The 21,675-nt window shown below is 64.7% G+C and carries 16 protein-coding genes; 9 read left to right on the top strand and 7 right to left on the bottom strand.

Features of this window, described 5'->3' with window-relative positions; genetic code table 11:
• The first annotated feature begins 339 nt into the window (after positions 1–339).
• On the top strand, positions 340–1,656 hold the full coding sequence (locus tag MesoLj_RS32740; protein WP_202323928.1) for an NAD(P)H-dependent oxidoreductase: 1,317 nt from the start codon (positions 340–342) through the stop codon (positions 1,654–1,656).
• Between the two features lie 2 nt (positions 1,657–1,658).
• Here MesoLj_RS32740 and proC read toward each other — a convergent pair whose 3' ends face one another.
• The 3 genes from proC to MesoLj_RS32725 are packed head-to-tail and all read right to left on the bottom strand — an operon-like array spanning position 1,659 to position 4,830.
• The gene (gene proC / locus MesoLj_RS32735) at positions 1,659–2,474 is read right to left on the bottom strand and encodes a pyrroline-5-carboxylate reductase (protein ID WP_202323927.1); all 816 of its coding nucleotides are present in this window, start codon (positions 2,472–2,474) and stop codon (positions 1,659–1,661) included.
• Between the two features lie 60 nt (positions 2,475–2,534).
• Positions 2,535–3,863 (bottom strand): O-antigen ligase family protein, encoded by a 1,329-nt coding sequence (locus tag MesoLj_RS32730; protein ID WP_202323926.1) that lies wholly within the window; start codon positions 3,861–3,863, stop codon positions 2,535–2,537.
• Positions 3,832–4,830 (bottom strand): glycosyltransferase family 2 protein, encoded by a 999-nt coding sequence (locus tag MesoLj_RS32725; protein WP_202323925.1) that lies wholly within the window; start codon positions 4,828–4,830, stop codon positions 3,832–3,834. The genes MesoLj_RS32730 and MesoLj_RS32725 overlap by 32 nt, the downstream gene beginning before the upstream one ends.
• A 172-nt stretch (positions 4,831–5,002) precedes the next feature.
• On the opposite strand from MesoLj_RS32725, the gene MesoLj_RS32720 reads away from it, so the two are divergent.
• From MesoLj_RS32720 to MesoLj_RS32710, 3 genes are read left to right on the top strand one after another with little or no spacing between them, the layout of a single operon-like run.
• A complete protein-coding gene (locus MesoLj_RS32720; protein ID WP_202323924.1) occupies positions 5,003–6,169 on the top strand; it encodes a glycosyltransferase in 1,167 nt (388 codons plus the stop codon).
• Complete coding sequence (locus tag MesoLj_RS32715) at positions 6,166–6,960, top strand: WecB/TagA/CpsF family glycosyltransferase (protein ID WP_202323923.1); 795 nt, start codon at positions 6,166–6,168, stop codon at positions 6,958–6,960. Before MesoLj_RS32720 ends, MesoLj_RS32715 begins: the two co-directional genes overlap by 4 nt.
• Entirely contained in the window at positions 6,957–7,880 is a 924-nt protein-coding gene (locus tag MesoLj_RS32710; protein WP_202323922.1) for a DUF6492 family protein, read from the top strand. The genes MesoLj_RS32715 and MesoLj_RS32710 overlap by 4 nt, the downstream gene beginning before the upstream one ends.
• Positions 7,881–8,009: 129 nt before the next feature.
• Here MesoLj_RS32710 and MesoLj_RS32705 read toward each other — a convergent pair whose 3' ends face one another.
• Positions 8,010–9,305: a lipopolysaccharide biosynthesis protein gene (locus tag MesoLj_RS32705; protein WP_202323921.1), complete on the bottom strand. Its 1,296-nt coding sequence runs from the start codon at positions 9,303–9,305 to the stop codon at positions 8,010–8,012.
• 198 nt (positions 9,306–9,503) lie between these two features.
• On the opposite strand from MesoLj_RS32705, the gene MesoLj_RS32700 reads away from it, so the two are divergent.
• From MesoLj_RS32700 to MesoLj_RS32680, 5 genes are all read left to right on the top strand, one after another.
• Positions 9,504–12,071, top strand: coding sequence for a GumC family protein (locus MesoLj_RS32700; RefSeq protein ID WP_202323920.1), 2,568 nt, complete (start codon positions 9,504–9,506; stop codon positions 12,069–12,071).
• Positions 12,072–12,254: 183 nt separating this feature from the next.
• Positions 12,255–13,154: a bifunctional methylenetetrahydrofolate dehydrogenase/methenyltetrahydrofolate cyclohydrolase FolD gene (folD, locus tag MesoLj_RS32695; protein ID WP_140774826.1), complete on the top strand. Its 900-nt coding sequence runs from the start codon at positions 12,255–12,257 to the stop codon at positions 13,152–13,154.
• Between the two features lie 7 nt (positions 13,155–13,161).
• Complete coding sequence (locus MesoLj_RS32690; RefSeq protein WP_181180055.1) at positions 13,162–14,181, top strand: GlxA family transcriptional regulator; 1,020 nt, start codon at positions 13,162–13,164, stop codon at positions 14,179–14,181.
• Positions 14,182–14,383: 202 nt separating this feature from the next.
• Positions 14,384–15,766: a TPR end-of-group domain-containing protein gene (locus MesoLj_RS32685; protein WP_202323919.1), complete on the top strand. Its 1,383-nt coding sequence runs from the start codon at positions 14,384–14,386 to the stop codon at positions 15,764–15,766.
• Between the two features lie 86 nt (positions 15,767–15,852).
• Complete coding sequence (locus tag MesoLj_RS32680) at positions 15,853–17,514, top strand: vWA domain-containing protein (RefSeq protein ID WP_140774828.1); 1,662 nt, start codon at positions 15,853–15,855, stop codon at positions 17,512–17,514.
• Positions 17,515–17,579: 65 nt separating this feature from the next.
• Here the strand turns inward: MesoLj_RS32680 and edd are convergent, their stop codons facing one another.
• The 3 genes from edd to zwf form a co-directional block, all read right to left on the bottom strand.
• Positions 17,580–19,403, bottom strand: coding sequence for a phosphogluconate dehydratase (gene edd, locus MesoLj_RS32675; protein WP_140774829.1), 1,824 nt, complete (start codon positions 19,401–19,403; stop codon positions 17,580–17,582).
• A gap of 70 nt (positions 19,404–19,473) precedes the next feature.
• Complete coding sequence (pgl, locus tag MesoLj_RS32670) at positions 19,474–20,190, bottom strand: 6-phosphogluconolactonase (protein ID WP_202323918.1); 717 nt, start codon at positions 20,188–20,190, stop codon at positions 19,474–19,476.
• Positions 20,172–21,641 carry a glucose-6-phosphate dehydrogenase gene (zwf, locus tag MesoLj_RS32665; RefSeq protein ID WP_140774831.1) on the bottom strand — a complete coding sequence of 490 codons (1,470 nt, stop codon included), beginning with the start codon at positions 21,639–21,641 and terminating at the stop codon, positions 20,172–20,174. The genes pgl and zwf overlap by 19 nt, the downstream gene beginning before the upstream one ends.
• Between the last annotated feature and the right edge of the window lie 34 nt (positions 21,642–21,675).

The raw sequence follows: 21,675 nt of genomic DNA, 5'->3' as shown, positions 1-21,675 counted from the left end.
TCTTCCTCCCCTGGAGCGCGAGCCTACGCCTCGCAATGCTCCTTGATCTCATCCACGCCTTTGCCGCCAGTCTGGCGCAAAGGCACTCCCCAGATTGCCCGCGGCGAATGCCCGTCGACCTATCGGCTCGATGAACATTTGCCTTTGTCAGCAAACGAATGTTTTATTTAGACTGTTCACAACAATGTCAATTGGCAACCCTTTGGGCCAATCGGTCCGGGGAAGGTGCCTTTTTCGGGCATTTTGGGCTCGGAATCGCGGCTTGCGAGCGGTTTCATTGGCACACGCGACCGGTCCCTGCTAATCCGGCCGCAAATCAAGAAGCTGTGGACATCCTGCATGACCAATGTCGCCTTGACCGGCCTTGCCCGCGATCTCGCCCATCGTGCCGATGAGGGCCGCCCGGTGCGCATCGGCGTCATCGGTTCGGGCGAAATGGGCACAGATCTGGTCACGCAAGCCATGCTGATGCCGGGCATTTCGGTCTGCGCCGTCTCCACGCGGCGGCCCCACACCGCGCGCGAAGCCATTCGCATCGCCTATGGCGATGAAGCGATGGCGGTCGAAGCCGACACCGCGTCGAAAGTCACCGGTGCCATCGAGAGCGGCAGGATCGCCATCACCTCCAACGAGATGCTGGTCACCAATCCGCTTATCGACGTCGTCATCGATGCCACCGGCAAGCCGGGCGTCGCCGCCGATTTCGACCTGATGGCGATGGAGCATGGCAAGCATCTGGTGATGATGAATGTCGAGGCCGACGTCACCATCGGCTGTTATCTGAAGCAGCAGGCCGACCGGCTTGGCGTGGTCTATTCGGTCGGCGCCGGCGACGAGCCGTCGAGTTGCATGGAGCTGATCGAGTTTGCTTCCGCGCTCGGCCTGACCATCGTCTCGGCCGGCAAGGGCAAGAACAACCCGCTCAATCGTGACGCCGTGCCCGACGATTATCGCGAGGAAGCGATCCGCCGCAACATGAACCCGCGCATGCTGGTCGAGTTCGTCGACGGTTCCAAGACCATGGTCGAGATGTGCGCCATCGCCAACGCCACCGGCCTGGTGCCCGACGTGCCCGGCATGCATGGCCCGAAGGCCGACCGTGACGACCTCGTCAGGGTGCTTATCCCGCGCGAGGATGGCGGGCTGCTCACGAAAAAGGGCGTCGTCGACTACACCATCGGCAAGGGCGTCGCGCCCGGCGTCTTCGTCATCGTCGAGGCGACGCATCCGCGCATCATCGAGCGCATGGACGATTTGCATATCGGCCACGGTCCCTATTACAGCCTGTTCCGGCCCTATCATTTGACATCGCTGGAAGTGCCGCTGACCGCCGCCCGCATCATGCTTTTCGGCAAGCCCGACATGGTGCCGTTGCCAAGGCCCGTCGCCGAAGTCTGCGCCGTCGCCAAGCGGGACTTGGCCGCCGGCGAGATTTTCGATGCGATCGGCGAGACCTGCTATCGCTCCTGGACGATGACGGTCGAGGATGCTCGCGCGCAGCGCGCCCTGCCGGTCGGCCTGCTCGAGGGTGGCAAGGTGCTGAAGCCGGTCAGGAAAGGCGAACTGCTGACCGCCGACAACGCCGCGCCAGACCTCACGACGAGGCTGTTCGCCTTGCGCCGGCTGCAGGACGAGATGCTGTACGGGGCGACCTGAGCTTATTTCCCCAGTTCGATCGACCGCAGCCGCGCCGCCTCAACCGCTTCGGTGAGCAGATTGGTCAGCCGGTCCTCGCCCATCAGCACGCCAAGGGCGGCTGCTGTCGTGCCGTTCGGGCTGGTCACCTGCTGGCGCAGCACGCCCGGTTCCTCCTGGCTTTCGGCGGCGAGTGAGGCGGCGCCATAGACCGTCTGCATCGCGAGCAGCTTGGCGGTTGCCGGCGGCAGGCCCGCCTTCTCCGCGGCCACGGTCAGCGCTTCGATGAAGTGGAAGATATAGGCCGGCCCCGATCCCGACACGGCGGTCACGGCATCCATCAGGCCCTCGTCGTCGATATCAGCCACTTCGCCGCTGGCCGACAGCAGGTCGGCGACGAAACGCTTGGTGTCGTCGGAAACCAGTTGATTGGAGAACACCACCATCATGCCCTTGCCGATCGAAGCAGGCGTGTTGGGCATGCAGCGCACGATCGGCGCGCGGTTTCCCAGGATTTCTTCGAAGGTCGCCACTGGTGTGCCGGCGGCGATGCTGACGAACGTGGTGCGCCCGTCGCCAAGGCGCTTGTAGTCGGCGGTGACGTCGCGGATCACTTGCGGCTTCACCGCGATGACGACCAGATCAGGCACTGCGTCGGCTGGAAGAGCGCCGGCATCTCCAGCCGTGCCGCAACCGAGTGCGGCGGCGCGCTGGCGAAGATCGGCGTTGGGCTCGACGACGAAAACCGCTGACGGCGCAAGCTTGCCGGATTTCAGCCAGCCCGCGAGCATGGCGTAACCCATATTGCCGCAGCCGGCGAGAACAAGCCTGATCGTCATCTGAAAGCCCTCCGAGGAAAGGCCTCACATAAACGTTCGCGCCGCGTCCGGAAAGCCCTGTCAGGCCGGGTGGGAAGGGTTGCGCACCGCGATCGGACGCAGCGACACTTGTCTCAGGCCAAGCACGCCAAGCACGAAGAACAGCCAGACCGGATCGCCGCGATGGAAAAAGAAGCTTTCGAGGAAGGCGTTCAGCGCGGTGAACAGCACCACCATCATGAAGAAGTCGCCGAGATAGATGTTTTCCTTGCGCAGCGGAATGCGCATGTAGTCGCGCAGCGGCGCGATGAGAAAAGTGTAGACCGCCACGCAAAGCGCCGGAACGCCCATCAGCACGGCGATGTCGAGATAGCCGTCATGGCCGTGCACGATGGTTCTGATGTCCCAGGGACGATCGAAGGGCTGATCCTGGTTGAGCAGCAGCGGCGTGCCCCAGAAGCTCTCATAGCCGTAACCGGTCCAGGGCTTCTTCGCCAGCATCGAGCCGGCGAACTCCCACAGGGTTGTGCGGCCCGTATAGGTCATGTCGGGGAAATAGATCGCCGCCAGATGTTTCACCGGCGGCAGGAAGACAATGCCCAGCGTGCCGACCGCCGTCGCGATGATCGCCAGCGCAAACAGGATCGGGGTACCGAGCCGCATGCCCATCAGGCTCGGCAGCACCACGATCAGGATCGAGAACGGCACCAGGCCGGCGGTGGTCTTGGAGCCGGTGTGCAGCATGAAGATCATCGCCGCGCAGAAGATGCCCGCGCCCCACCAGCGCTGCCCGCGCCGGTAGAGGTAAAGGCCGGCGAAACTGAAGCAGGCCATGATCGGGCCGGCGATGTTCTTGTGGGTGAAAACGCCGCGCCACAGGCCGGCATGTTCCGGTTCCTGGGAGTCGGCCGTGTGCAGCGCTTCGTGCGGAAAGACGATCAGGCCGAGATAGGAAAGGCCGATGACCACGACGGCGGTGAAGATGATGACTTTCGAGAAGGACTCGGCATCACGCGGCAGCGCCAGGATCGTTGCCATGGTCAGGATGCCGATCATGGTGAAGGAAGCCGCGCGCATGGCCGAGGGCGGGTCGGTCGCCAGCACCACCGACAGGAAGAAGAAACCCAGCATCAGTATCCAGGACGGGCTGAGCAGCGAGCGCACGATGCGGGGATCGGCGAAGGCCATCAATGAGAAGATCGAAATGGCGCCGAGCGAACCAAAGCCGAGCTGGTTGACGATGTCGCCGCCCTCGCCGGTGAGTTCGGCGCCGGCCGGCTGGAACGGGCGGAAGGACACCATGATGACGGTGAACAGGAGTGCGGCGATCGCGGTCGCCACGCCGGCGCGCGTGAACGCGGCGCTGAGCGGGGCGCGCTCAGTTTTTCTCGGGCTGGCGATACTGCTCATTGGCATATCCAAATTCGGCCAGCACGCGGCCGAGCGCCACATGGATGGGGTAGATGGCGATCGCCGGCGATCCGGTCCGCACCAGTCGGATCAGGCCGCGAAACGGCGAAGCGGCAAGCAGCGCCAGGCTCCTCGCGAATACCTTGGCGCCGGCCAGCGGCGTGCCGGCGCGCTTCTTCTTCTCGACCAATGTCGAGATCACGCCGTTGCGCAGGCTGCGAGCCCGGATCCAGTCGGCTTCGATACGCCGCGCCGGAACGGTTTCGTGCACTTTGGCCTCGGAGCACCAGCCGAGCACGAAGCTCCTTTGCGCCGATCGGCTGAGGAAGTCGGAATCGCCACCGCCCATGAAGTTGAATCTGAGATCGAGGAAGGGCGGCCCCATGGCGATCAGCACGTTGCGACCGACCAGGAGATTGCCCGACGAATAGAGCGCCGGCACGCGTCCGGTCTCCCGGTAGGGTGGCGCGAAGACAGGATGTTCGGCCCATTTCGCATGGGCGGGGTCGGCGAAGACAGGCACTTGCGGGCCGCCGACAATATCGGCGCCGAGCGTCTCGGCGGCCAGGCACATGCGCTCCAGCCAATGCGGATCGGCGATCTCGTCATCGTCGATGACCAGCAGATGCCTGAAGTTCGGGAAGTGCAGGATCGCCGTCTGCCAGCCGGCATTGTAGGCACTGCAATTGCCGCGCTCATGCGCGATGATGACCATGCCCGGTATCTCGCCGCTCTCGAACAGCGGCAGCACCGCCTTGGCGCCGTCACGCGCCTCGGCTTCGTTCTCCATGACGATGACGGCAAAGCACCTGCCGGTCCGCTGTGCGCGGAGCGAAGCCAGCGTCTCCAGCACCTGTTCGGGCCGCTTGAAGGTCGGCAAGGTGACCACCGCTTCGACAGCCTCCACGTCAAGCCGGGGAGACCGTCCAGCGATCGATACCGAACCATCCGATGGCAAAGGGATCATCCGTGTCCAGCCACATGGTGAGTTGGGGTTCTGGTAGCAGCACGGTGATAAGGTTTCGTTAATCACCTTGCACGGAGAAGCCCGTCGGGCAGGGGCTTTCGGGCGTTGATTGTGCTCGCTTAATCAAGGGTTCACCGCGTTTTGCTACCGGCTACACCACAGGATAGGTGAGATGCATCTGCTGTTCGCCACATCGATCGTGCCCGACGGTGCTCTCGCCTCGGGCTACGAGATCGCCAATGCTGCGATCATCGCCGCCTTGCGGCGGGCTGGCGCGCGCGTCACGGTCATCGGCTTCATCTGGCCCGGGAAAGCCGCTTCCGATCCCGAAAACACCGTGGTGCTGGGTGGGATCGACGTTCGCACGGAAAGTGCCTCGGCACTGAAAAAGCTCACCTGGGTCGGCAAGGCGATGCTGTCGGGCCTGACCTTCGCATCGGTCAAGTTGCGCGCGGTGTCCGACCGCGATGTTCAGGCCGCTCTCGATCGGGCCGGTCCGTTCGATGGCTATGTGCTGAATTCCGTGCAGTTCGCCGGTGCCTTCGAAAAGCTCTTGGAGGACCGGCCTTCGCTCTTCGTCGCCCACAATGTCGAGCATCTCTCGGCGCGGGAGAACGCGGCCGCCGCCGGCGGCCTCTTCCAGCGCCTGCTGTTCCGCCGCGAGGCAAGGCTGCTCAAGATCGTCGAAGAGCGTCTCTGCCGCCGCGCGCGCTTCGTCTTCACGCTGGCCGAGGAAGACCGCGCGGCACTCGGCGTCGCCACCGACAACCGCTCGGCGGTGCTGCCGCTGGTGACCAGCGCGCCCGCCCGCAAAGGTCCGCGCCGGATCGACTGCGACGCCGCCTTGATCGGCACCTGGACCTGGCAGCCGAACCGCATCGGCCTCGACTGGTTCCTGGGCAAGGTGGTGCCGCATCTGCGGCCGGATTTCCGCATCCGCATCGCCGGCCACATGCCTTCCGGTGTGACCTCGGCGCATCCGGGTGTCGAGTTTGTCGGCCGTGTGCCGGATGCAAGGGCGTTCGTAAGCGGCGCGGCCGTCATCCCGCTGATCAGCACCGCCGGCAGCGGCGTGCAACTGAAGACCATCGAAACCTTCGAACTTGGCCTGCCGTCGGTCGCCACCGGCCGCTCGCTGCGCGGCATCGACCATCGCCCCGACAATTGCGTCGTCACCGACGATCCGGCTGCTTTCGCCAGGGCGCTGGAGGCCGCCGCGGCCGACATCCGGGACGTCGACGGCAGCGCGTTCCATCGCCGGCAGGTCAAGGCGCTCGATGCCGCCATCCAACTCGGCCTGGAAAAGCTGGGGGCGGTCAGGCGGGAGGTGTTTGCATGAACATGCACACCGCCCGCGCCGCATTCGGCCTCGACAGCCTGAAGACGGTCCTAGGCATTTCGGTGCTTGCCATCCGCTGGGACGATGCGATCGCCCTGCTGAACCGGCTGATAGCCGAGCGGCGCTTCACCAAGGTCAGTTTCCTCAACGCCCACAATGCCAACATCGCCTATACCGACCCCGTCTTCGCCGAGGCGCTCGACGATTTCCTCATCCTGCCGGACGGCATCGGCGTCGATCTCGCAGCCAAGCTTCTCTATGGCTCGCCGTTTCCGGACAATCTCAACGGCACAGATTTCGTGCCGGCCTTCCTGCAGGCCTCGACACGGCCGCTGACCGTCGGGCTGCTCGGCGCGACGCGTGTCAATGCCGAAGCGGCGTCGGTCAAGCTGGCCGCCCTTGCCGTGCAGCACAATTTCGTGGTCGTTCATGACGGCTATTTCTCCGCCGCGCAGGAACCCGAGATCATCGGCCGGATCGCGGCGCTGCGGCCCGACATGCTGCTTGTCGCCATGGGCGTGCCAAGACAGGAACTGTGGATAGCGCGCCATATCGACGAACGCCATTGCACCATGCCGGTCGCTGTCGGTGCGCTGCTCGATTTCCTCAGCGGCTCGGTGCCGCGCGCGCCGCTGTGGATGCGCCGCCTGCGCCTGGAGTGGCTGTTCCGGCTGGCGGTCGAGCCGGGCCGGCTCTGGCGCCGCTATGTGGTCGGCAATCCGGTGTTCCTGTGGCGGGTCGTCAGGCAGAGATGGTCGCGCGGAACCGAGACGGCGGGAGAACTCCGTTGAACAAACGGTTCGTTCCAGACGTGCTTGCCGGCCCGGGCCTGCTGCCGAGGACGCCGGCGGCGGCGGTGGTGACGGCAAGCTACGCGCCGGATTTCGAGCGCTGCCGCCTGTTGTGCGAGACCCTCGACCGGCATGTTTCGGGGGCCGCGCACCATTATATCCTGGTCGAGCATCGAGACGTTGCGCTTTTCCGCCAGTTGGAAACAAGCCGGCGCACTGTCGTCGATGAGCGCGACCTGCTGCCGCGCTGGCTGCGCGCTTTCGACGACCCGCTCAGCCTGTTTCGCCGGCGTGTCTGGCTCAGCCTGAAGACGCAACCGCTGCGCGGCTGGCACGTGCAGCAACTGCGCCGGATAGCCATATCGGCCCATGCCAGCGAAGACATATTGGTGTTCTGCGATTCCGACGTCGCTTTCCTCAAGCCCTTTGACTGTGCCGCCTTCTGGCGCGACGGCAAGGCGCGCCTGTTTCGCCGCGACGCCGTTCTGGCGGACGAAGGTCATGACGAGCATCGCATCTGGTCGCGCAACGCGGGTTCGGCACTTGGCATCGACCCGTCCCGCGTATCGACCCACGATTACATCTCGACCCTGATTGCCTGGCGCCGCGACACCGTGCTTGCCATGTGCGGTCAGATCGAGAAGGTCCATGGCCGCGACTGGGTCCAGGTCGTCGGCTCGGCGCGCAGATTCTCCGAATGCATGATCTATGGCCGCTATGTCGACGATCTGCTGGATGGAGCCGGCCACTTCCACGGTTCGGAAGAATTCTGCCGCGTTCACTGGACGGGCGAAGCGTTGTCGGACGACGAGTTCCGCCGCTTCGTTGCCGGCATGGCGCCGGATCAGGTGGCGATCGGCATGCAATCCTTCATCGGCACCGATATCGGCCGCATCCGGCGTTTGATCGGGCTGGCTTAGCCAGCGCAAGAATTCAGGTCAGGGCGAGCCGAAAACAGTGGCTTCCGAGAACCGGAGCGGAGCGTACTTTTCGTACGTGAGCACCGGAAGCGCAGGGAGCCGCTGTTTGCAGGCCGGCCTCACCTGAATTCAGATTGCCTTCGCCGGCCTGCGCAGCGCCGAATAGGTCAGCAGCATCGAGGCGAGATAGAGCAGCAGGAAGACGATGTTGAGCGACAGCACCAGCGTCGAGGTGTCGGTGATGGTGGTCAGCACATAGGTCAAAAGCAGCGCCTTCAGCGCGGCGAGCAGGCCGAGATTGAGCGCCCGCACCGCCGTCTGGCCGCGCGCGAAGAGGAGCTCGGCCTGGTATTCGACCAGATTGCGCAGCCCCGGAACGCAGATCGCCAGCGCCACCAAGGGTGCTGCCTCGGAGACATTCCTGCCAAGCGCATTGGGGAAGAAGTGCAGCACGATGCCAAGCGCCAGCAGCGCCAGCGTCGAAACGACGAAGACGCCGCCCTCGATGCCGCTCTTGACCGTCAGCCGCGACAACAGGTCCGGCGCGCGCATCATGCGCTGCACCAGCATCATGGAGAAGGTGCGGATCGGGATCGCGGTCAGGTCGACCAGCCGCATGATGATGGCGTAGATGCCGGCCAGATGCGGACCACCGATCGCCAGCACCAGCAGCTTGTCGAATTCCGATTGCAGATAGAACAGCACTTCGGCGCCGGCGACATAGACCGAATCGAGAAGCCGCCGCAGATAGAGCTCTATGCGCAGCCGCAGCCGCTGGCGCGGATAGAACCAGCCGAAAGCCAGAAGCAGCGAGGCGGCGTTGGCGCCGATATAGAACCACGACCACGCCCAGATGCTGTGTTGCGCCGAGACCATGAACAGCACCGCGCCAAGCGCCCGCAGCGCCGTTGCCACGATCGCCAGCACGGCGGCACGGCCGAACTTGCCCAGCCCGTTGTTGACGATCAGGGCCACCTCCACCGGCCGCCACAACAGCGCTTCGGCGAATACGATCGCCGAGAACACCGACAGCGGCACGGTACCGGCGAAGAAGACCAGATAGACGCCGAACGAGGCCGCGGCCAGCAGCGGCAGCGAGATGATGGCGAGCAGCAGGAAGCCGGCGGTGAAAGTGCCGATCAGATTGGGGCGGATGGTGGCGGTGCGGTAGAGCGCGGAGATGAAGCCGAAGGCCAGGATCCGCGACAGCATCACCCCGGCCGCCGAAGCGGTGGCGAACATGCCGAATTCGGAGATGGACAAGGTGTTGGCGAGGGCGATGAAATAGGCCAGCGAAAAAACCAGCCGCCCGCCGGCGCCGCTGATCGCCGAGAAATAGTCGCGGACCAGCCCCCGTCGCTCGGCCACGAAAGTGCCGATCCGGGCGAAAGTACGCCTTTGCGGTATGCCGCGAGCCTCGGTCATGTGCCGGGAAGCCATAGGCTGGAAAGCTTAACGTGCCGTTCTGAGGCTCGGATGCGTTGAGATTCCAGCCCTTGAGGTTATGAAAAGCTTACCCGCCGGCCGGCCAAAATTAACCTTTTGTTTCCTATGCTTGTTTAGCGTGACTTAACGAATAGCCGACCGCCGCTGCCAAGTGGCTAAAGAGTGAAGCTCCAAGACATGGTCGACAGGGAAAACCGTGAAGACTGGAGGCGCGAGCGTTCATTGCTGGCGCTCGGCCAGGCCATGCGCGGTGAGGACGACGCGTCCCTGGTCTCGATAGGGGATCGGGCGGATTCGGCATGGCGCGAGGATGCCGCCACGCGCCACCGCCTTGCCCGTTCGCAGCGTGAGGCGCGGGCGAACTCAACGCCATCGGCGGCCGCCGTCGAAGCTGAGCCGTTCCAGCCGGACGAGCAGCCGGAAGCGGCCGCACAGGATGACGCCTGGCGCTCGCGGGAGGACGCCGGCAGCGGCGATCTGCCGCCGGCCATGCCGCGCGCACGGCCGGCCGCGGGAGAACCTCCCGGCAGCGTTCGTTCCGACGAAACATCCGGATCCCGCCGGGCGGGTGAAGCGGATGCCTCCTTTGGCGATCGTGGGGACGACCAGCAATGGAAGCCGCTGATCGATCCGATGCACGTGGTGCGCGGCATTGCCAGGTCGAAGCTGCTGATCATCACCACCACTCTGATCGGTGCCGGCCTCGGCATAGCGATCGCGCTGTCGACGCCGAAGAAATACGAATCAATGACCGAATTGGTCGTCGATCCGCGCGACCTGAAACTTTCGGACCGCGATCTCACCCAGATGGCGGTTGTTCCTGACGCGACACTTGTCAACGTTGAGAACCAGATCAGATTGCTGACCTCGGGCACGGTGCTGGGCAAGGTCGTCAACAAGCTCAATCTTGCCGACGACCCGGAGTTCAATGGCCAAGGCACGGGCGGCCTGGGCGTCATGTCACTGATTCGCTCGATCCTGTTGCGCCACGACGGACCGGGCGGTGGCGATGAACCGCGTCGCCTGTCGCTTGCCGTCGGCAATCTGGCCGAAAGGCTTTCGGTCGAGCGTGCGGGCAAGACCTCCACGATCGTGATCGGCGTCACCACGCAGAACGCACAGAAATCGGCGCTCATCGCAGAAACGATGACGGATGTCTTTCTGCAGACCTCGGGTGAATTTCAATCCCTCACCGCCGGCCGGGCCAACAACGAATTGACGGCGAAACTCGAGGAGATGCGCAAAAGCGTCGAGACGGCCGAGCGCAAGGTCGAGGATTTCAGGGCCACGCACGACCTAGTCGATGCGCAGGGCCACCTGATCAGCGATGATCAGATGCTCAAGGTCAACGAGCAACTGTCCGTTGCTCGTGCCCGTACGGCGGAACTGAACGCCCGCGCCGCCTCCGCCCGCTCGATCAATGTCAATTCGGTGCTCGGCGGTACTTTGCCGGAAGAAATCAATTCCAACACGATGAGTGATCTGCGCGCGCAGTATGCCACGCTCAAGCAGGAGGCTGATCGCGCGGCGGTTCGGCTGGGGCCGCGTCATCCCGAACTCCAGGCGCTCAACGCGCAAATTGCCGGGGCGCGAGATCGCATCGCCACCGAACTCAGCCGCATTGCCTCGTCGCTGCAGGTTGACCTGAAGCGCTCGATCCAGGTCCAGCAGGACCTTGCGTCCCAACTGGCGCAGATGAAGGTCCGTAGCGGTGACGTCAACAGCGACCTCGTCTCGATGCGCGAACTGGAGCGCGACGCCGCGGCCAAGCGTTCCGTCTATGAACAATATCTGCTGCGCGCCAAGGAGATTGGCGAGCAGAAGGGTATCAACACCGCCAATATGACCGTCATCTCGCCGCCCTCCGTTCCGCTCGAGCCGAACGGTCCGTCGCGGGTCGTGATGGCGCTTGCCGGCCTGCTCCTGGGCTTTGCCTCCGGTGTCGGCCTCGGCGCCATGCGCGGCGCCTATGAAAGCCTGCGCGAGACCGCGACATCGCGGTCGCGCCGCGACCGCAAGCCGCCTCTCGAAGATCAGGCATTGCGGACAGCACCACCGCCCGCGCCGCCAATGCCGGCGGCGCCGATACCTCCAGCACCGCCACCCCCACCGCCTGCACCGCCGCCCGTCGTGCAGACCGAAACCGCTCCCGCGGAACGGCCCGGGCGGATCGGCGCACTGATGGCGAAGCTGCGCGATGCCGTGTCCCGCAAGCCCTCCGCAGAGGCGGATGATGCCAGCGAATTCGCCGCCTTTGGTGAAAACGCGGGGCCGGCGGATGCTGCCATGCCTTCCGGCTTTCCGAATCCGGATTCCGCCTTCATGCCTCGGTCGTCGGACTATGCGCGGCCGCCTTTCCCGCCAGGCTTCGATGCCGCCTATTCCCAGCCGATGGGGCCGCCGTCGCGGTCGCCGATAATGCCGCTGCAGCCGCTCTATCCGCCGCCGCCCTATCCCCCCGCACAGCAGGCCGGCTATCCGCAAATGCAGCCGTGGCAGGCGCAGTCGCCGGCTAGCAATCCCTACGCCCAGGCCATGGCGCCCTATGCCGGGCAAATGCCGCATCCATCGCAGCCCGTTCCGCCGCAGCAACCGGCCTATCCGGCCCAGACGCCGGTGGAGCCTTCACAGGTCGAGGAAAGCGCCGAGCAGGCGCCGATCGAGGAAATCCGCGCCAGCCTGCGCGAATTTCGCGAGGCGGTCCGCGAACTCACCGAGAGCCGCGCCCGCCGCCGCTACTTCTGAGCCACAAAGATACGTGCTCGAGGCCGAACAAAAGCAACCCGGTTTCGCGTAAACGGCATCGGACGGCGTTTTGGCGGGATTGCGTGGTGGGATTTTCGTGACAATGCCGCGCTGCATGTTGCCGGCGCCGCTGCGTTGTGTTCCCGAAAGCGGCGTTGGACGAAACAGTGTTGAGGATGGTTCATGGCCGAAGTGATTGACGGAAAAAGCGTCGCCGAGGATGTGGTGCGGACGGTCAAGACCCTGACTGCCGAACTGGTCGCCAAGGGTAAGGCCAAGCCCGGTCTGGCCGTGGTCATCGTCGGCGAGGATCCGGCGAGCCAGGTCTATGTCGCCTCCAAATCCCGCACCGCCAAGGAATGCGGCTTTCATTCGCTGCAGCACACGCTGCCGGCCGAGACCTCTGAGCAGGCGCTGCTCAAGATCATCGCCGAACTCAACGCCGATCCGGCTATCAACGGCATCCTGGTTCAGCTGCCGCTGCCTGCCCATATCGACGCAGGCAAGATCATCCAGGCTATCGCGCCTCAGAAGGACGTCGACGGGTTCCATTTCATCAATGTCGGCAAGCTCGGCACCGGCGAACTCGACACGGCCTTTGTTCCCTGCACGCCCGCCGGCTCGATGCTTCTGATCGAGCGCGTGCGCGGCAAGGATCTGTCCGGCCTCAACGCCGTCGTCGTCGGCCGTTCCAACATCGTCGGCAAGCCGATGGCCAATCTGCTGCTTGCCGCCAACTGCACCGTCACCATCGCTCACAGCCGCACGAAGGATCTGCCGGCGCTGGCCCGCACGGCCGACATTCTTGTCGCCGCCGTCGGCAGGCCGGAAATGATCAAGGGGGATTGGGTGAAGCCCGGCGCCACCGTCATCGATGTCGGCATCAACCGCATTCCCGCGCCCGAGAAAGGCGAGGGCAAGTCGCGCCTGGTCGGCGACGTCGCTTATGCTGAGGCGGCCAGGGAAGCCGGCGCCATCACCCCGGTGCCCGGCGGTGTCGGGCCGATGACCATTGCCATGCTGATGGCCAATACGTTAGCTTCCGCATACCTTGCGGCCGGATTGAAACGGCCCTCTTTCTGAGCCCGGGTTGACCCTGAAAGCCGCAGCTTTGCCGAACCCCTCTGTTTCCCAGGAACGGCCGGTCACGAGTGATCCCGTTCAAGGTGGCCGGCAGTTCGCCTTTCTGCTGGTCGACAAGTTCTCCATGTTCTCGCTGGCCGCGGCGATCGACACGTTCCGTTCGGCGAACCGTCTGCTTGGCCGCGATTTCTATGGCTGGACCACGGTATCGGCCGACGGCGATCCGGTGATGGCCTCCAACGGCCTGCCGCTCAAGATCGACTACAGCGTCGCCGACCTGCCGCCGGTCGACATCCTCTTCGTCTCGGTTGGCCTGACGACGGAATTTCCAGGCAAGAGCAAGGTGCTGGCGGCCCTGCGCAGCTGGGGCCGGCGCGGCAACGCGCTCGGCGCGCTGTCGGTTGGTTCCTACCTGCTCGCCGAGGCCGGACAGCTCGACGGCTACCGCTGCACCATCCATTGGGAAAACCGCGCCGGCTTCATGGAGCGCTTCCCCGACATCAACTGCACCGGCAATGTCTTCGAGATCGACCGCAAGCGCTACACCTGCGCCGGCGGCACCACCTCGATCGACCTGATGCTGGAGATCGTGCGTGGCGATTTCGGTTCGAACCTCGCCAATGGCGTCGCCAACCAGTTCCAGCACGAGCGCATCCGCTCGGCCGGGGACCGCCAGCGCGTCGGTCCGGAGCGCGACCTGACCGGCAAGTCGGAGAAGTTGAGGCGCATCGTCGAACTGATGGCCGACCATCTCGACGAACCCTTGTCAGCGGTGCAACTCGCCAAGTCGGCGGGTCTATCGGTGCGCCAGGTGGAGCGCCTTTTCCTGCGCCACCTCAATGTCACGCCTGGCCGCTACTATATGCGATTGCGGCTGGAGCGGGCGCGCGAATTGCTGCGCCAGACCAATATGCCGATCCTCGACGTGGCGATCGCCACCGGCTTCACCTCGCATTCCTATTTTGCCCAGAGCTACCGGCTGCAATTTGGCCGTCCGCCTTCCGAGGAGCGCCGCACCACCTACTGAGCAGCCTGGAAGGCAGCTCCGACTTCCCCCACTTTTTCGCCGGGTTGAAAACCGCGATAGGCCAAGCAATGCTGCCCGCCGGCGGGAACCGTCGGTCGGCATCGAAGCGCTGATGTCGATGGCGATGATAGCTCGTCCTGATGTTGGAGGGCATCAGGCGAAAGCGGGCAGATACGGGCGTTAGGGGACAATGGGGCTGGTCTTGGCAAACAAGCGCGATCGTCGCCTTCGCGATTGGAAGGAAATCGCCGCGTTCTTCGGACGCGACGAACGCACGGTGCGGCGTTGGGAGCGACAGCGCGGGCTGCCCGTGCACCGCATTTCCGGCGGCGCCAGGAGCCTGGTGTTTGCCTATACGGACGAGCTCGAGGCGTGGCTGCGTGGCGGTGAGCCGGTCGTATCCGACAACGTCGAGCCTCCGGGCGAGGAACCGGTCTTGCCGCCCTCGGCTACGACTGCCCCAGGCGTTTCGGCCCGGTTTTCGAGATGGACTCAAACCTCGCTGCTGGCGCTCGGCGCGGTCGGATTGGTGTTGCTCGCGGTTGCCGGCACCCTCGCCATGCAACGTGCGGATGCGCCTCCGGCACGGACTATCTACCGGCCCGATTCCCGGGTCCAGGATCTCTACCTCGATGCCGTCTATCATCTCGGTACCCGCCAGGCGGACGGCTTCACCCATGCGATCCAGCTGCTGACCGAGGCGACGACGCTCGACCCGAACTATGCCGATGCCTATGTCAAGCTTGCCGAGGCCTACAACACGGTCAGCCAGTTCACGCTGATGCCGCCGAACGAGGCCTATCCACGCGCCGTCGCCGCCGCCGAGCGGGCGATCGCGCTCGATCCCGACAATGCCGGTGCCTATGCCGCCCTTGCCTTCACCACCTTCTACTGGGCGAAGGATTTTCCGAGATCGAGGGAATTGTTCGAGCGCGCGATCCGGCTCGATCCGAACGCGGCCCAGACCCATCACTGGTACGCCTTGACCCTGATGGTGACAGGCGAGACCGCCGCGCCCTTGGCCGAGATAGGCAAGGCGCAGCAGTTGAATCCGGAATCCCGCGCCATCATCGCCAACAAGGCGCTCATCCTGTTTTATACCGGGCGCGCCGACGACGCCGTGATGATCCTGCAGCAACTGGCCAAGGCCGAGCCGAATCTGCGCTCCGCGCCCGAATATCTGGCTACCATCTATCTCGATCAGGGCCGCTTCACCGATTTCCTGCGCGAATACCGGCGCGCCGCCGAGATCGCCAACAACAGTGCCCGACTGGCCATAGCCGACGCCGCCGAGAAAGGTTTGCGCGAAGCCGGCGGCCAGGGCCTGTTGTCGGCCATGTATGCCGAGCAAATACGCCAGTATGAAAGAAACCTGGAGCCCGCCTACAAGGTGGCGGGCACGGCGGCGATGCTCGGGCGTTATGACGACGCGATCCGCTACCTCGAAGAGGCGATGCGGCGCAAGGAGGACGACATGCTGGGCATCCGCATAGAGCCTTCCTTCAAGGGATTGCGGTCCGATGCCCGATACCGCGCCATCGTCGAGCACGAAGGCTTCAGGCCGGCTCCGCCAGTTGGCGCCTGAGCAACATGGCCGCGTCCGGGCTTGTGTCGCGACGCGCGCTCAAATAGTTTTGGGCCTCGGGCGGGGCGGCTACTCAGGAGATTTTGATGGTGGGACTTGCACGGAGCATCGCTGCGGCGATCCTCCTTTTGTCGATGACGACGTTTGGCTTCGCCGCCAACAAGGTCATCATCATTCTCGATGCTTCCGGGTCGATGTGGGCGCAGATCGACGGCAAGCCCAAGCTCGAAATCGCCAGGGAATCGCTGAGAACCGTGCTCAAATCGGTTCCCGCCGACGACGAAATCGGCTTCATGGCCTATGGCCATCGCGAAAAAGGCAGCTGCGATGATATCCAGCTGATCGTGCCGCCCCAGGCGGGCTCGGCAAGCGCCATCACGGACGCCGCCGACAGTCTGAAATTCCTCGGCAAGACGCCGCTGACGGCGGCCGTCAAGCAGGCAGCCGAAGCGCTGAAATACACCGAGGACAAGGCGACCGTCGTCCTCATCACCGATGGGCTCGAAACCTGCGGCGGCGACCCGTGTGCGCTTGGCAAGGAACTCGAGGCGTCCGGCATCGACTTCACAGCCGACGTCGTCGGCTTCGGCCTGACCGCCGATGAAGGCAAGCAGATCGCCTGCCTCGCCGACAACACGGGCGGCAAGTACATCCAGGCCTCCGACGAGAAGGCGCTGCAGGAAGCGTTGGTCGAAACCGTCGCTGCACCGGCTCCTGCGCCGGCCCCCGAACCAGCACCGGCTCCCGCGCCGGAACCGAAGGCAGCCGAGGTCGATTACAACCTCATCCCGCAAGCGTTCTTGAAAGAGGGCGGCGAGGTGCCGAAGATTGATGTCTACTATGAAATCTTCAAGGATGACGCCAAGGGAAGCGGCGGCGACCATGTCGACTCCGGCTACAACGTCGTCAAGTTCCATCTTGCTGCCGGCAACTACATCGTCGTCGCCTCGAGTGGCGCCGCCAAGGCGGAGCAGAAGGTTTCGCTGACGGCCGACAAGGCGACGGAGCTGGCGCTCAATCTGAACGCCGCGCAGATCTCCATCCACGCCCGGCCTGCCCCTGGGGCCGATGTCGACCGCAATGCGCAGATCAGTATCGCCTATCCCGGCGGCACGTCGGACGCCAACTACGGCGAGGTCAAGTACGTCGTTCCGGCCGGCGAGACCAAGGTCACGGTGAAGCTGGGAGCCGGCGAGGCGAGCGAGACCATGCAACTCGTCGCCGGCCAGGTCGTCGATAAGGATATCATCGTCGGTGTCGGCAAGGCCAAGGCCAACGCCTTCTACACGCAGGGCGGCGAAAAGGCCGAAACCGATGTGGGTTGGAAGGTTTACAAGGCGGCCAAGAAACTCGACGGCACCCGCGATCAGGTGACCTACGCCTACGGCCCCGACAGCCAGTTCGACCTGCCTCCTGGCGACTATGTGATGGGCGTCGATGTGCAGGCCGTGTCCACGGAGCAGCCCTTCAGCGTCACGGTCGGGCAGATGACCGATGTCAACGTGACGCTGAACGCAGGCGTCCTGGCCGTCGACGCGCCCGGCGCGGATGGGTTCAAGATCTTTGAGGCCAAGAAGAACATCCAGGGCGAGCGCAAGCAGGTGACCTACGCCTATGGAGAGAAGATGCAGACCACGCTGGCGGCGGGCGACTACGTGCTCGTAACCAATTTCACCACCGACAAGGCCGACAAGGAGACCCCCTTTACGGTCAAGGCCGGCGAGCGCAGTGAACTCAAGGTCGAATAGCTCCGGCAGGATAAGCAAAAAAAGGGCGGCTCAAGGCCGCCCTTTTCATTTGGGCATGAGAAAGCTCAAGCCGTTCCGAAGGCGCTGGCGCCGTGGTCGGCACGGCCCACCATCTGGCGGAAGCCGGCGAAAAGCTCGCGGCCGAAACCGAACTCGTTGCCGATGAGATCGACTTCGGCGGTGCGGCGCAGCGCGAACTCGGTCCCTGGCACCAGCACTTCGAGCGTGCCGGCGTCGGCGTCGAGGCGGATGATGTCGCCGTCATGGAGCCTGGCGATCGGCCCATCCTCGACCGCTTCCGGTGTCACATGGATCGCCGCCGGCACCTTGCCGGAGGCGCCCGACATGCGCCCGTCGGTGACCAGTGCGACGCGCTGGCCGCGATCCTGCAGGATGCCGAGCACGGTGGTCAATTTGTGCAGTTCCGGCATGCCATTGGCCTTCGGCCCCTGGAAGCGGATGACGGCGATGAAATCGCCGGTGAGCGTGCCGGCCTTGAACGCATCGTTCAGGCCCTGCTGGCTGTCGAACACCTTGGCCGGCGCCTCGATGATACGTCGTTCCGGCTTGACGGCGGAAGTCTTGATGACAGCGTGGCCGAGATTGCCAGCCAGCACCTTCAGGCCGCCGGTCGGCTGGAAGGCCTTGCTGAATGGCGCCAGCACCTTTTCGTCACCGCTGGCGCGCGGCGAAGCCTCGCGCACCACGGAGCCATCGGCGCCGAGCTTTGCTTCGACGGCGTAGGGCCGCAGGCCTTCGCCCCACACCGTCTGCACGTCCTCGTGCAGGACGCCTTCGTCAAGCAGCTCGCGGATCAGGAAGCCGAGCCCGCCGGCGGCATGGAAATGGTTCACGTCGGCAAGCCCGTTCGGATAGACGCGCGCCAAGAGCGGCACCGCTTCCGAGAGGTCGGAAATGTCCTGCCAGGTCAGTGCGATGCCGGCCGCCGCCGCCATCGCGATCAGGTGGATCGTGTGGTTGGTCGAGCCACCGGTTGCGTGCAGGCCGACGACACCATTGACGATCGAGCGCTCGTCGATCATCCGCCCGACCGGCGTATAGGCATTGCCGAGCGCGGTGATCGCCAATGCCCGCTTCGTAGCCTCGCGGGTCAGGGCCTCGCGCAACGGCGTGCCGGGATTGACGAAGGAGGCGCCCGGCGTGTGCAGGCCCATGATCTCCATCAGCATCTGATTGGAGTTGGCCGTGCCGTAGAAGGTGCAGGTGCCCGGCCCATGGTAGGATTTGGACTCGGCTTCCAGGAGTTCGGCGCGTCCCGCCTTGCCCTCGGCATAGAGCTGGCGGACCTTGGCCTTTTCATCGTTGGGCAGGCCTGTCGTCATCGGCCCGGCCGGGATGAACACAGCCGGCAGATGGCCGAAGGTCAGCGCCGCGATCACCAGGCCCGGTACGATCTTGTCGCAGACGCCGAGAAAGACGGCGGCGTCGAACATGTTGTGCGACAGGCCGACCGCTGCGGCCATGGCGATCACGTCGCGTGAAAATAGCGACAGCTCCATGCCGGGCTGGCCTTGTGTCACACCATCGCACATCGCCGGCACGCCACCGGCCACCTGGGCGATGCCGCCGGCCTCGCGCGCTGCCTCCTTGATCAGGGCGGGGTAGGTCTCAAAGGGCTGATGCGCCGACAGCATGTCATTATAGGAGGTGATGATGCCGAGATTGGGCACCTTGTCGGCACCGAGCGCCAGCTTTTCCGAAGGACTGCAGACCGCGAAGCCGTGGGCGAGGTTGCCGCAGGACAGCACCGAGCGGTTGGCGGTCTGGTTCGACGCTTCGGCTATACGGCCGAGATAGCGCTCGCGGCCCGGTCTGGAGCGCTGGCGGATCCGCTCGGTGATGGCTTCGATGTCGCGTCTTGCGGTCATGGCATCAGGTCCTTTCAGGCGAGGTCCCGGAAACATCCTCCCGCCGTTGCCGGGACCACTAAACGTAAAATCAGGGCGCCCAGAAAACCTCTACGGGCATGGGGGCGGCATCGAGCACGGCGCGGATTGGCTTTCGCGGTCCGGGCGCGACCGCGCCGTCGAAGGCAGTGCGCTTGTCCTCGCCCTCGATGTGCAGCGCGATGAAGCCGGCATCGATGATGCGCGCGAGCGTCAGCGTCAGCCGCGGTTCGCCCGCACTGGCCGCATGAACCGGCAGGATGATCCTGTCGGAGGCCGGGTCGAGCAGCCTTGCCAGATCGTCGGCATCGGGAAAGAACGAGGCGGTGTGGCCGTCCGGCCCCATGCCGAGCACCACGACATCGAGCGGCCAAGGCAGGGATCGCAGTGCCGCATCGTCGGATGCGGCGGCATCCTCGATGCCTGATGCCTCATGGTAGAGCGGCACGAAGCGTGCCGCCTTGGCCGCGTTCTGCAACAGATTGGCGGCCACCAGCCCGGCATTGGAACGCGGCGAGGAGGCCGGCACGAAACGCTCGTCGACCAGCGTCACGATCACTCTGTCCCAGGCGATCGGCGCCACCGAAAGCGCGGCAAAGAACTTCGCCGGCGTTGTACCGCCGGAGACCGCCAGCACTGCCGTGCCGCGTTCGGCTATCGCCCCGGCCAGGCGATCGGCCACACGGCCGGCCAGTGCCGCCGCCAGATGCGGACGGTCCGGGAAAGCGTTCCAGTTGTAGCTGGCGCTGTTCAATTGCTCTCGTGCCATGTCCGCCCGTCACGTTCGATCAGCGCTATCGAGGCCGACGGCCCCCAGGTGCCTGCCGTATAGCCCTGTGCTTCCTGCTTGGCGCCTTCCCAGGCATTCTGGATCGGGTCGATCCACTTCCATGCCGCCTCGACTTCGTCACGGCGCATGAACAGCGTCTGGTTGCCGCGGATGACATCCATGATCAGCCGTTCATAGGCATCGGGCGCACGGCCATCGAAGGATTGCGCGAAGCTCATGTCGAGCGAGATCTGGCGCAGCCGCATGCCGCCCGGGCCTGGATCCTTGATCATGATGAACTGCTTGACGCCTTCATCGGGCTGCAGCCGGATGACCAGCTGGTTGGCGAAGATCGGCCCGGCGCTGTCGCCGAAGATCGAATGCGGGATCGGCTTGAACTCGATGACGATCTCCGAAACCCGGGTCGCAAGCCGCTTGCCGGTCCTGAGGTAGAACGGAACGCCCGCCCAGCGCCAGGTGCCGATCTCGGCCTTGATGGCGACGAAGGTCTCGGTGTTGCTGTCCTTGCCGAGCTCCTCGACATAGCCCTTCACCGGTCCGCCGGCGGACGCACCGGCGCGATATTGGCCGCGCACCGTGTGCTTCGGCGCCTCGTTGCCGTTGATGCGCTTCAGCGCCCGCAGCACCTTCAGCTTCTCGTCGCGCACGGCGTCCGCGTCCATCGACGACGGCGCCTCCATGGCGACGAGGCAGAGCAGCTGCAGCATGTGGTTCTGCACCATGTCACGCAGCGCGCCGGCCTTGTCGTAATAGGTGACGCGGTCTTCCAGGCCGACCGTCTCGGCGACGGTGATCTGCACATGGTCGATATGGGCGGAGTTCCACAGCGGCTCGTAGAGCGCGTTGGCGAAGCGCAGCGCCATCAGGTTCTGCACCGTCTCCTTGCCGAGATAGTGGTCGATGCGGAAGATCTGGCTTTCGTGGAAGTCGTCGCCGACCAGATCGTTGAGCGCCTGCGCCGAGGCAAGGTCGCGGCCGATCGGCTTCTCCAGCACGATGCGCGAGTTCGGCGTGATCAGCTTGTGCTCTTTGAGCTTGTGCGAGATATCGCCGAACAGCGCCGGCGCAACGGCGAGATAAAAGGCGCGGATGCTGTCGCTCTCGCCGATCGCCTTCTTAAGCTTGTCGAAGCCCGCACCGCTCGTCGCATCGGCCGAGACGTAGGAAAGCCGCGCCAGGAAGGTCTTCAACTCCTTGGCGTCGATATCGGCCGGCTTGACGTGATCGGAGATCGCCTGGCTGGCGAAAGCCCGGAATTCCTCGTCGCTCATCTTCGAGCGCGAGGTGCCGATGATGCGCGTCGGCTCGGAGAATTGATGGTCACGCTGGCGGTAGTAGAGCGACGGCAGCAGCTTGCGTTCCGACAGGTCGCCGGTGCCGCCGAAAATGATGAAGTCGAAAGGGTCGACGGGAATGATCTGGCTGGTCATGGTCTGTCCGCTTTGACGCCGGTCGCGAGTACGC

The organism is Mesorhizobium sp. 113-3-9 (assembly GCF_016756515.1).
Classification (GTDB): Bacteria; Pseudomonadota; Alphaproteobacteria; order Rhizobiales; family Rhizobiaceae; genus Mesorhizobium.
The sequence above is the reverse complement of the archived record's forward strand: the minus strand, read 5'-3'. Positions and strand labels throughout refer to the sequence as shown.

Coding starts and splice junctions, on each gene's coding strand:
- MesoLj_RS32740 (WP_202323928.1), top strand. CDS start 340: ATGACCAATGTCGCCTTGACCGGCCTTGCCCGCGATCTCGCCCATCGT.
- proC (WP_202323927.1), bottom strand. CDS start 2,474: ATGACGATCAGGCTTGTTCTCGCCGGCTGCGGCAATATGGGTTACGCC.
- MesoLj_RS32730 (WP_202323926.1), bottom strand. CDS start 3,863: ATGAGCAGTATCGCCAGCCCGAGAAAAACTGAGCGCGCCCCGCTCAGC.
- MesoLj_RS32725 (WP_202323925.1), bottom strand. CDS start 4,830: ATGATCCCTTTGCCATCGGATGGTTCGGTATCGATCGCTGGACGGTCT.
- MesoLj_RS32720 (WP_202323924.1), top strand. CDS start 5,003: ATGCATCTGCTGTTCGCCACATCGATCGTGCCCGACGGTGCTCTCGCC.
- MesoLj_RS32715 (WP_202323923.1), top strand. CDS start 6,166: ATGAACATGCACACCGCCCGCGCCGCATTCGGCCTCGACAGCCTGAAG.
- MesoLj_RS32705 (WP_202323921.1), bottom strand. CDS start 9,305: ATGACCGAGGCTCGCGGCATACCGCAAAGGCGTACTTTCGCCCGGATC.
- MesoLj_RS32700 (WP_202323920.1), top strand. CDS start 9,504: ATGGTCGACAGGGAAAACCGTGAAGACTGGAGGCGCGAGCGTTCATTG.
- folD (WP_140774826.1), top strand. CDS start 12,255: ATGGCCGAAGTGATTGACGGAAAAAGCGTCGCCGAGGATGTGGTGCGG.
- MesoLj_RS32680 (WP_140774828.1), top strand. CDS start 15,853: ATGGTGGGACTTGCACGGAGCATCGCTGCGGCGATCCTCCTTTTGTCG.
- edd (WP_140774829.1), bottom strand. CDS start 19,403: ATGACCGCAAGACGCGACATCGAAGCCATCACCGAGCGGATCCGCCAG.
- pgl (WP_202323918.1), bottom strand. CDS start 20,190: ATGGCACGAGAGCAATTGAACAGCGCCAGCTACAACTGGAACGCTTTC.
- zwf (WP_140774831.1), bottom strand. CDS start 21,641: ATGACCAGCCAGATCATTCCCGTCGACCCTTTCGACTTCATCATTTTC.